This window comes from Streptomyces sp. NPDC087440, from assembly GCF_044744005.1.
Taxonomy (GTDB): Bacteria; Actinomycetota; Actinomycetes; order Streptomycetales; family Streptomycetaceae; genus Streptomyces.
On sequence record NZ_JBIUXN010000040.1, the window covers coordinates 25990 to 35341 of the forward strand.

At 71.0% G+C, this 9352-nt stretch carries 4 protein-coding genes; 2 read left to right on the forward strand and 2 right to left on the reverse strand.

Annotated elements, in window-relative coordinates; genetic code table 11:
• The first annotated feature begins 143 nt into the window (after positions 1 to 143).
• Both ACIO3O_RS42045 and ACIO3O_RS42050 read left to right on the forward strand, forming a co-directional pair.
• Positions 144 to 668: a hypothetical protein gene (locus ACIO3O_RS42045; protein ID WP_401756096.1), complete on the forward strand. Its 525-nt coding sequence runs from the start codon at positions 144 to 146 to the stop codon at positions 666 to 668.
• Positions 653 to 1423, forward strand: coding sequence for a transposase family protein (locus ACIO3O_RS42050; RefSeq protein ID WP_401756099.1), 771 nt, complete (start codon positions 653 to 655; stop codon positions 1421 to 1423). The genes ACIO3O_RS42045 and ACIO3O_RS42050 overlap by 16 nt, the downstream gene beginning before the upstream one ends.
• A 115-nt stretch (positions 1424 to 1538) precedes the next feature.
• On the opposite strand, the gene ACIO3O_RS42055 is transcribed toward ACIO3O_RS42050, so the two are convergent.
• Together ACIO3O_RS42055 and ACIO3O_RS42060 are read right to left on the reverse strand one after the other, a co-directional pair.
• Positions 1539 to 5408: an ABC transporter ATP-binding protein gene (locus ACIO3O_RS42055; protein ID WP_401756102.1), complete on the reverse strand. Its 3870-nt coding sequence runs from the start codon at positions 5406 to 5408 to the stop codon at positions 1539 to 1541.
• Positions 5405 to 9352, reverse strand: a 3948-nt coding sequence (locus ACIO3O_RS42060; RefSeq protein WP_401756104.1) for an amino acid adenylation domain-containing protein, incomplete at its 5' end; no start/stop codon positions are given. The genes ACIO3O_RS42060 and ACIO3O_RS42055, both read right to left, overlap by 4 nt.

Below are 9352 nucleotides of genomic sequence, written 5' to 3' on the forward strand. Positions count from 1 at the left end.
GCTCGAACCCCACCGCGAGCGGCGTACCGTGACGGCCCGTGAACTCGCCGACCGCTTCGGGGTGTCCCCCCGGACGGTAAAGCGCATGGGTGTAGCTCTTCCTGAGGGAAGATCTTGAAGGCTCGCCGTGACAGCATGCGCGCATGAACTTCGAGTTGGTCCCACCGATAGGCATCGGTTCTCTGCAGATCGGCATGTCGCGCGAGGCCGCGAACAGCGCGCTGGAGTCCCTGCGTGACATGAGCGAGCTCGCCGCGGCCGATCGGGCGGGGCAGCACATCTTCCGGCCGAGCGGCCTGATGATCAGCATCGGGTGCATGCGCGAGTGTCTGGAATCCGTTGAGTTGGGACGTCCGTCAACCTCTTCGGACGTCGTGCTCTTCCGCGGTATCGACGTCTTCGGCCTGCCGGCCCGTGAGGTCGTGAACCGCATGGCCGAGAACACCGCTATCGAACCCGACGACGACGATCCCGCGTCCTTCGTCGCGCGAGACCTGTTGCTCAGCTTCTGGCGCCCTTTCGAAGCCGACGATGAACCAGAGGACGAGCAGGGCTACTACTTCAGCTCGGTGCTGCTTGCCCGGCCCGGCTACTACGACGGCCCTTCCCTGAAGGGCGTTGCACAAGGCTGTGAACTGGGCATCTCCCGTGTATGGCAGGGGTGTTGAGAGTTGAGGCGTTGTGGGTGGAGACGTTCACCGGACTGAGGTTGGAGCAGTTCGAGCGACTGCTGAGGGCGGTCCGTGACCGGGGCGGGAACGGCACGCTCCGGGGTCGTCCGTGGAGCCTTCCGCTGGCCGAGCGGGTCCTGGTGGTGGCCGTGTACTACCGCACGAACCTGACCATGCGGCAGCTCGCCCCGCTCTTCGGAATCTCGTCCTCGACCGTGTGCCGGGTGATCCAACGGCTCGGCCCGCTGCTCGCGCTGGAGCCGGCATCCCGGCCGGCCGATGCGGCGGACCGGCTGTGGATCGTGGACGGCACCCTGCTCCCGGTCCGCGACCGGCGCATCGGCTCCTCCTCGCGCAACTACCGCTTCTCCGCGAACGTGCAGGTCATCGTGGACGCCGAGACCCGACTAGTGATCGCCGCCGCCCGGCCGGTACCGGGCACCACCGCGGACGCGCATGCCTGGCGGGCCTCCGGCCTGGCCGAGTACTGCCAGGGGGTCACCGTCCTGGGCGACGGCGCCTACCTCAACTGCGGCATGGCCGTGCCCCACCGCAAACGTCCCCGCCGCCCCCTGCTGACGGGCGGGGAAGCGGACAACGCCGCCCACCGCAAGGTCCGTGCCCGGGTGGAGCACGTGATCGGCCGGATGAAGAACTACAAGATCCTCCGCGACTGCCGGCAGCACGGCGACGGCCTCCCCCACACCGTCCAGGCCGTCGCCCACATGCACAACCTCGCCCTCACATCATGACCAGAAGACTGCCCGCACGGACTCTGACCTGCCCAAATGCAACCTTGTGCAACACCCTTTAGGCATCAGATCTGTGGTCCCGCCGCCCATCCTGTCCGCTGCCACAGCATCCTGCTCAGCCGACACCACAACCGTCACGACCACCAGCTACGACGCTCTCGGAGGAGTCTGAATCGTGACCGTAACAGCGCCACAAACGAGCGTAAGGGCCGTTGCGCGCGAGGAGGTCGGCGTGGGTGCCCTCCTCAGCAATGGCGCCAGCCGCCAAGACGACTATGTGGTCCGCCCGGGCGGCGGTGGTGAGTCGGTGAGCGACGATCAGAGAGGTGCGACCTTCGGTCAGTCGGGCTACAGCACCAGAGACAGCCGCTTCGGTCCCCGGGTCCAGGACCGATGTGGCTTCGTCGAGAAGGAGCACGTCTGGCGAGATCAGCTGGGCGCGGGCGAGGGCTATGAGTTGGCGCTGGCCGGCCGACAGGGTGCGGCCGCCCTCCCCCACAGGGTGCCGGTAGCCACCAGGGAGGCGGGAGAGTAGCTCGTGAGCTCCGACGGCGCGTGCCGCCGCCTCAACCTCGCTCTCGGCCGCCCCTGGGCGACCGTACGCGATGGCGTCGTAAACCGTGCCACCCGACAGGTGCGTCTCCTGCGGAACGACGCCGAGGCGGCGCCGGTAGTCCGCGAGTTCCAGCGTTCTCAGGTCATACCCGTCCACGCGTACGGCGCCCGCAGTGACGTCGTAAAACCGCCCAACCAGTTTCACGAGTGTCGACTTGCCCGCGCCGGTCTCTCCGACCAGAGCCACCGTCCGGCCGGCCGGAATGCTCAGGCGCACCCCGTCCACTGCGTCACGTGTCGCGCCCGGGTAGCGGAAGCGTACGTTTTCGAAGTCGATTGCGCCCTTCAACTGCGCTACGGGGAGCGGCCGTGAGGCGCGGGGCGTGGCGGAAGGGGTGCCGAAGAGGTCCAGGATGCGGCTGAGTCCGACGGATGCCTGCTGGTAGCCGTCGAAGACCTGGGAGAGCTGCAGGACGGAGGAGAACAGGACGTCCACGTACAGGAGGAACACCACGAGCAGGCCCATGGTAAGGCCGCCGTCACGAGCCCGGTCCGCGCCGAAGGCCAGAACGCACGCGGCGGTCGCGCCCGGCAGCAACTCCACGAAGCCGAAGTAGCCCGTCGCGTGCCGCTGGGCGCGCAGCCGGGCCATGCGGTAGGCGGCGCTCATGCCAGCGAACCGCTCGGCGCCGCGCTCGGTCTGCCGGAACGCCTGGGCGATGCGCAGGCCCGCGACGTGCTCCTGCAACTCCGCGTTGACCGCGCCGGACGTGTCGCGGGCGGCGCCGTACGCCCCTGCGGACGCCCACCGGAACAGCGCCGTCGCGGCGGCGAGGGCCGGCAGCCCCGCGCACACCACCAGACCGAGCCGCCAGTCGAGGACGAGCAGCACGGTGAGCACTGAGAGAGTGGAGATCAGGCCGACAGCCGCCGTGGCGAAGCCCGTCTGGGCAAACGCCGCGACGGACTCCACATCGGCGGTCATCCGGGTCATGATGCGACCGGACAGCTCGCGTTCGTAGTACGCGAGGTCGAGGCGCTGCAGATGAGCGAAGCCGCGCAGGCGCAGCACGTAGCGCAGGCGCTCGCCGAGGAGGCCGTTCGTCCGGATCTGGGCCATGCTGACCGCCCAACCGACGAACACGATGGCGACCGCGGCCACTGAGGTCACCACCACCACGCTGGAGGCCTCCTGTTGGATGCCGTCGTCGACTCCCGTGCGGATGAGCAGTGGTACGAACACGCTCAACAGGGCGTCGAGCAGGACGAACACTGCCCCCAGGACGAGCGCGCGGCGGAAGGGACGCAGCAGTCCGCGCAGGCCGAAGCCGGGCTCCGCTTCCGGGGCGGGCGCGGTGGCAGTGGGCGCGAGAGCGGCGAGCTGCGGTGGGACAGCGGCGTCCGACTCCGGGGCGGCCCGTGCGGTGAGGGCTGGGTCCGTGTCGGGCGTGTAAGACTCCTCGTACGCGGGCGTGGCGTGGGCCGCCGCGTCGCCGCGTTCGTCGCCCTCGGTGTCCGGGTCGGCGGCGGTGGACGCGAACAGGTTCCGGTACACCGCCGAGCGCGCCATGAGGTCGTCGTGCGTGCCGGTCTCGGTAACCCTGCCGTCCTCCAGTAGGGCGATGCGGTCGGCGAGTTGGAGAGTGGAGCGACGCCGGGCGACGAGCAGGGTGGTCCGGCCCCGCATGACCTGCCGGAGCGTGCCATGGATCGCCTCCTCGGTGCGGGGGTCGATGGCCGAGGTGGCGTCGTCGAGGACGAGGACGCGGGGGTCGGTGATCAGGGCGCGGGCCAGCGCGATCCGCTGCCGTTGACCGCCGGAGAGGGTGAAGCCGCGTTCCCCGACGGTGGTCTCGTAGCCTTGGGGCAGCTCACGGATGAAGCCGTCGGCACCGGCCGCCGTGGCCGCCGCCGTGATCTGGGCCTCGCTGGCCTCGGGGCAGCCGTAGGCGATGTTGTCGCGCACGGTCCCGGAGAACAGGAAGCTGGTCTCCGGGACCAGGCCGATGGCGGACCGCAGCGAGTCTAGGGCCAGGTCCCGCACGTCCCTGTCCCCGACGCGTACGGCTCCGCCCCGCACGTCGTAGAAGCGGGGCAGCAGCAGCGAGACCGTGGACTTGCCGGAGCCGGGCGCCCCGACCAGGGCGATCGTCTCGCCCGGCCGGACGGTGAGGGAGAGCCCGTTCAGGACTGGACGTGGGTACGCGTGTCCGTTCCCGTTTCCTCGGTCGCCTTGACGACCTTGGTCGCCTAGACCGCCTGGGTCGCCTCGGTGCTGAGCCTCGTCTCCCTCGTATCCGAACGTCACATCGGAGAGCTCGATGCCGAGCGGGCCCGGCGGCAGCTGTCGCGCGTCGGGGCGGTCCGTGACGCCGGGGCGGGTGTCGATCAGTTCGAAAATCCGAACGACGCTGGCCCGCGCCTGGTGGAGGCTCGTCACCACGGTGGCGAGGCCGCGCAGGGGCGAGACGATCTGGGCCACGTACGTGGAGAACGCGACGAACGTGCCGAGGGAGATGGAGCCCCGCGAGGCCATCCAGCCGCCGGTGGCCAGGATGCCGACCTGGCCGAGGAGCGGCAGGGCCTGCAGGGTCGACCCGTAGAGCGCGTTGAGGCGTACGACGCGCTGTCGTGCGGTGAACAGGGCGTTCGCGACGGCACCGAGTCGGCGCAGCTCGCGGTCCTCCTGCCCGAACCCCTTGACCACGCGGACGCCGACGACCGCGTCGTCGACGACCGAGGCGACGGCCGCCTCGCGCTGCCGGGCCTCCAGCGTGGCCGGGTACAGGTGTCTGCTGCTGTGCCAGGACGTGTAGAGCAGCGGCGGCAGGACGAGCAGCATGACCAGGGTGAGCAGTGGCGACAGCGCCAGCATGACGGCGAGGGACACCACGAGCAGCAGGACGCTGCCGAGGATGGTGGGCAGCATCGCGAGCAGCCCCTGTGCCATCGACAGGTCGTAGATCGACCGGCTGACGACCTGTCCCGTCTGCAGGGCGTCCTGGCCCGCTCCGTCCAGGCGGGAGAGCGCGGTGAAGGTGCGCATCCGCAGGTCGTGCTGGACGTCGCAGGACAGCCGCGCCGCCAGACAGCGCTGGGCGGCGCCGGCGCCGAAGCGCGCGAGGCCGGCCAGCAGGAGCACCAGCAGACAGGGCAGCAGCGGGAGTTCGTCCGCGAGGATCACCCGGTCGACGATGGCCCGGGAGACCAGCGGCACGGCCACCGCGGCCACGATTGCGGCGACAGTGGCGGCGGCGGTGAGGGCGATGGTGCGGGGGTAGCGGCGGCAGCAGTGGAGGAGGCGACGTATGGGTGTGGTGGGAGTGCCGGGTGTGTTGAGAGTTGCGGTCGTTTCGGGCGCGTCCTGAGTGCCGGACGCACCAGGCACGTCGCTGCCGCGCGGCTCCCGCCGCTGAGTGGAGGGCGTCACCGGCTCTCCTCGTTCCCGGCGGACGGCCGCGTGGTTCCGGCGAGTTCGTCGAGCTTCGCTGCCACCGTGCCGGAGATCTCCTTGAGCGGGCCCGACCTGACCATTTCGAGGTGTGTGCAGTCCACGCAGTGGTCGGTGATGTGTCCCTCCACGTACGGGCCCCACAGGGCGTGGGCGTCGAGCCGGTCGGAGCGGCCCTCGGCCGCCGTGAAGAACTCCATGTCGCCGCGGAAGACCGCGGGGCGGTAGCGGGCGGAAACCCGCATGCCGTTGGCGCAGACGGCCGCGACGCGGGCGAGCGTCTTCTCGTCGAGTCCGGCGAGCGCACCGCCCTGGCGGCGCAGCAACTCCGCGGCCTTGGTGAGCGGGGGAAGGGTGTCGTCACGCAGGTCGTCGTCGATGCCCATGTCGTGCAGGAGGCCCTGAAGGATGCTCACCTCGTCCAGCCCGTCCGTCCCCTCTGTCCTGGCAAGGTCATCCGGTCCCTCCGACGCGTCGTCACGCGGATAGCCGTCCATCAGCCCCAGGTAGGCGACGGTCTCGCCCTGCTCTTGGAGCGCCGTCGCGACGGCGTACGCGGCGAGCGCCCCGAAGGACCAGCCGAGGAGGTGGTACGGCCCCGAGGGCTGGACCTTGCGGATCTGCTCGGCGTAGTCCGCGGCCATCTCCTCCAGGGAGCCCGGCAGCCGCTGCTCCTCCGCGATGCCGCGCGCCTGCAGTCCGTACACCGGCCGGTCGGGACCGAGGTGCTGCAGCATGCCCACGTAGGCCCAGCTCAGGCCGCTCGCGGGGTGGACGCAGAACAGCGGCGGCCGGCTGCCATCGGCACGCATCGGCATCAGCACGGCCAGGCCGTCGCCCATGTCGTCGCCGTCGAACCGCTGGACGAGCCGCGCGACCGTGGGCGCCTCGAACAGCGCCCGCAGCGACACCCGCACACCGAACACCGTCCTGATGCGGGTGAGCAGGCGGATGGCGAGCAGTGAGTGGCCGCCGAGATCGAAGAAGCCGTCGTCGATCCCGACCCCGGTCACGCCGAGGACCTCAGCGAACAGGCCGCACAGGGCCTCTTCCTGGGGGTTGCGCGGGGCGCGCCCGGTCCCGGCCTGCACCTCGACGGCGGGCAGCGCCCGCCGGTCGAGCTTGCCGTTCGGGGTGAGGGGGAAGGCGTCCAGGGCCACCAGGGCGGTGGGCACCATGAAGTCCGGCAACGCGGAGGCGAGGCGGCCTCGCAGTTCGTCGAGGTCGAGCGGGGTGCCGTCGGCGGGCACGACGTACGCGACCAGACGCCGGTCGCCGGGCCGGTCCTCGCGGACCAGCGCGGCGGCGCGGGCGATCTGCCACTGTGCCGTCAACACCGCCTCGACCTCGCCGAGTTCGACGCGGAAGCCCCGCAGCTTGACCTGCTCGTCGACGCGCCCCAGGAACTCCAGGTCGCCGGCGTGCCGTCGGCGCATGAGGTCGCCGGTGCGGTACATGCGGGTTCCCGGGAGCCCGTACGGGTCGGGCACGAACCGCTCGGCCGTCAGCCCGGAGCGGCCCGCGTATCCGCGCGCCAACTGGTCCCCGGCGAGGTAGAGCTCGCCGGGTACGCCCACGGGCACCGGTCGCAGCCGGTCGTCGAGGACGTACGCGCGGACGTTGCGGACGGGGCGCCCCACCGGCAGGTACGCGTCGCCGCGGCCGTCGGCCCCCGGGGTGCCGAGCCGCGCCTCGTGGTGGGCGACCTGGACCGTGGACTCGGTGGGTCCGTACAGGTTGACGCACGGCACGTGCCACGTCTCCTGGGCGAGCTCCGCCAGGGTGGCGGGCAGCGGTTCGCCGCCCACGAACAGTCGCCGCAGCGCGGACGTGCCGCCCGCCGCGACGGCGGCGGCGCACAGTTCGGACAGCAGGGAGGGCACGACCTGCGCGACGGTGATGCCGTGGACACTGATGTGATCGGCCAACTGGTTTGCGTCCGTGGCCACTTCGTCGGACACGACGTGCCCTGCGGCCCCGGTCACGAGCGGCAGCCAGGTCTCCCACACGGCCGCGTCGAAGCTGAACGCGGTCCGGACGAGGACGCGGTCCGTGCCGTTCAGCGGGTACTCCCCGGCCATCCAGCACAGATGGCCGGCGACGGCCGCGTGGGTGACTGTGACGCCCTTCGGCCGGCCCGTGGAACCCGAGGTGTAGATGACGTACGCGGGGTGGGCGGGCAGGAGGGGGCGGGTCCGGTGCGCGTCCGTCACATTCGACGTATCTGACGTGCCTGGCGTGTCTGCCCCGGACTCACGAGCGAGCGCCGCCGCCACGTCCTCAAGCACCAGCGCGGCGGGCGGCACGCGGTCCTGCTCCGCCTCGACGGTGAGGACAACCGCGGGCCGGGCGTCCGTCAGCATGTGCGCGATGCGCTCGGCCGGGTACCGCGGGTCGACGGGCAGGTAGGCCGCCCCCGACTTCAGCACCGCCAGCATCGCCACGACGGCGTCCGCGGAGCGCGGCAGCAATAGGGCCACCGTGTCCTCGGGCCCCGCGCCCCGCCCGATGAGGTACCGGGCCAGACGGTTCGCCCGCGCGTTCAGCTGCGCGTAGCTGAGCTCAACTCCCTCGAAGAGTACGGCGGTTGCATCCGGTGTCCGTGCGGCCTGCTCCTCGAAGAGGTCGACGAGCGTCCGCTCGACGACGTCCTCGCGATCGCCCTGCCAGCCGGTCAGCAGGTCCTCGTACTCCTGAGAGGACAGGATCTCCAGACCACCGACCGGCCGGTCAGGCTCCGCCACCGCGGCCGACAACAGTCGGCCGAACCGCTCGGCGATCCCCTCGACCGTCTCCCGGTCGAACAGGTCGACCGCGAACTCGAAGGCACCGTTGAGCCCGGCCGCCCTGCCGTCCGCGTCCTCCGCCTCGTGCATGCTCAGCGACAGGTCGAACTTCGCCGTCTCGGCGGGCGTGCCCTCCTGCTCCAGCGTGAGATCGGACAGCCTCATGTCGGCACGGGCGTTGTTCTGGAAGGTCAGCATGACCTGGAACAACGGGTGCCGGGAGGTCGAACGAGTGGGGTTGAGCACCTCGACGAGGTGCTCGAAGGGCACGTCCTGGTGCGCGTAGGCGGCCAGGTCGGTCTCGCGCACCCGGTCGAGCAGTTCACGGAAGGTGGGATCGCCGGAGAGGTCGGTGCGCAGCACGAGCGTGTTGACGAAGAAGCCGACCAGGTCGTCGAGCGCCTCGTCGGTGCGGCCCGCCACCGCAGAGCCGATGGGGATGTCCGGGCCCGCGCCGAGCCGCGAGAGCAGCGCGGCGAAGGCCGCCTGCACCACCATGAACACACTCGCACCCGACTCCCGGGCCAACCCGACGAGACGCCCGTGCAGCTCCGCATCGAGAGCGAACTCCACGAGGTCACCCCGGTACGTGGACACCGTGGGCCTGCTCCGATCCGTGGGCAGATCCAACTGCTCGGGCAGGTCGTCCAGTTGGGACTTCCAGTAGGCGAGCTGCTGGCTCAGCAGGCTCTCGGAGTCGGACTCGTCGCCCAGCAGCTCCCGCTGCCAGAGCGCATAGTCGGCGTACTGCACCGGCAGCGGCGACCACTCCGGGGCACCGCCGACGGCCCGCACCTCGTACGCATCGGCCAGATCACGCGCCAGCGGCGCCAGGGACCAGCCGTCGCCAGCGATGTGGTGCAGCACCACGACCAGGACGTGTGCCGCGCCGTCCACCGCGAACAGGCAGGCACGCAGAGGCGGTTCGGACGTCAGGTCAAAACCGCGCGACGTCTCGGTGGCCACCGCCTCGGACAACTCCGCCTCGGCCACCGGGACGGCCATCAGCGACGGGCACGCGTCGTCGGCGTCCAGGAGGTGTTGGTACGGGGTGCCGTCGGCGCCTTCGGGGAAGACGGTCCGCAGCGACTCGTGGCGCGTGATCACGTCACGCAGCGCGGCAGCGAGAGCACCACG

Excerpts from the sequence above, each read along its gene's own strand:
- ACIO3O_RS42045 (WP_401756096.1), top strand. The coding sequence starts at position 144 with ATGAACTTCGAGTTGGTCCCACCGATAGGCATCGGTTCTCTGCAGATC.
- ACIO3O_RS42050 (WP_401756099.1), top strand. The coding sequence starts at position 653 with ATGGCAGGGGTGTTGAGAGTTGAGGCGTTGTGGGTGGAGACGTTCACC.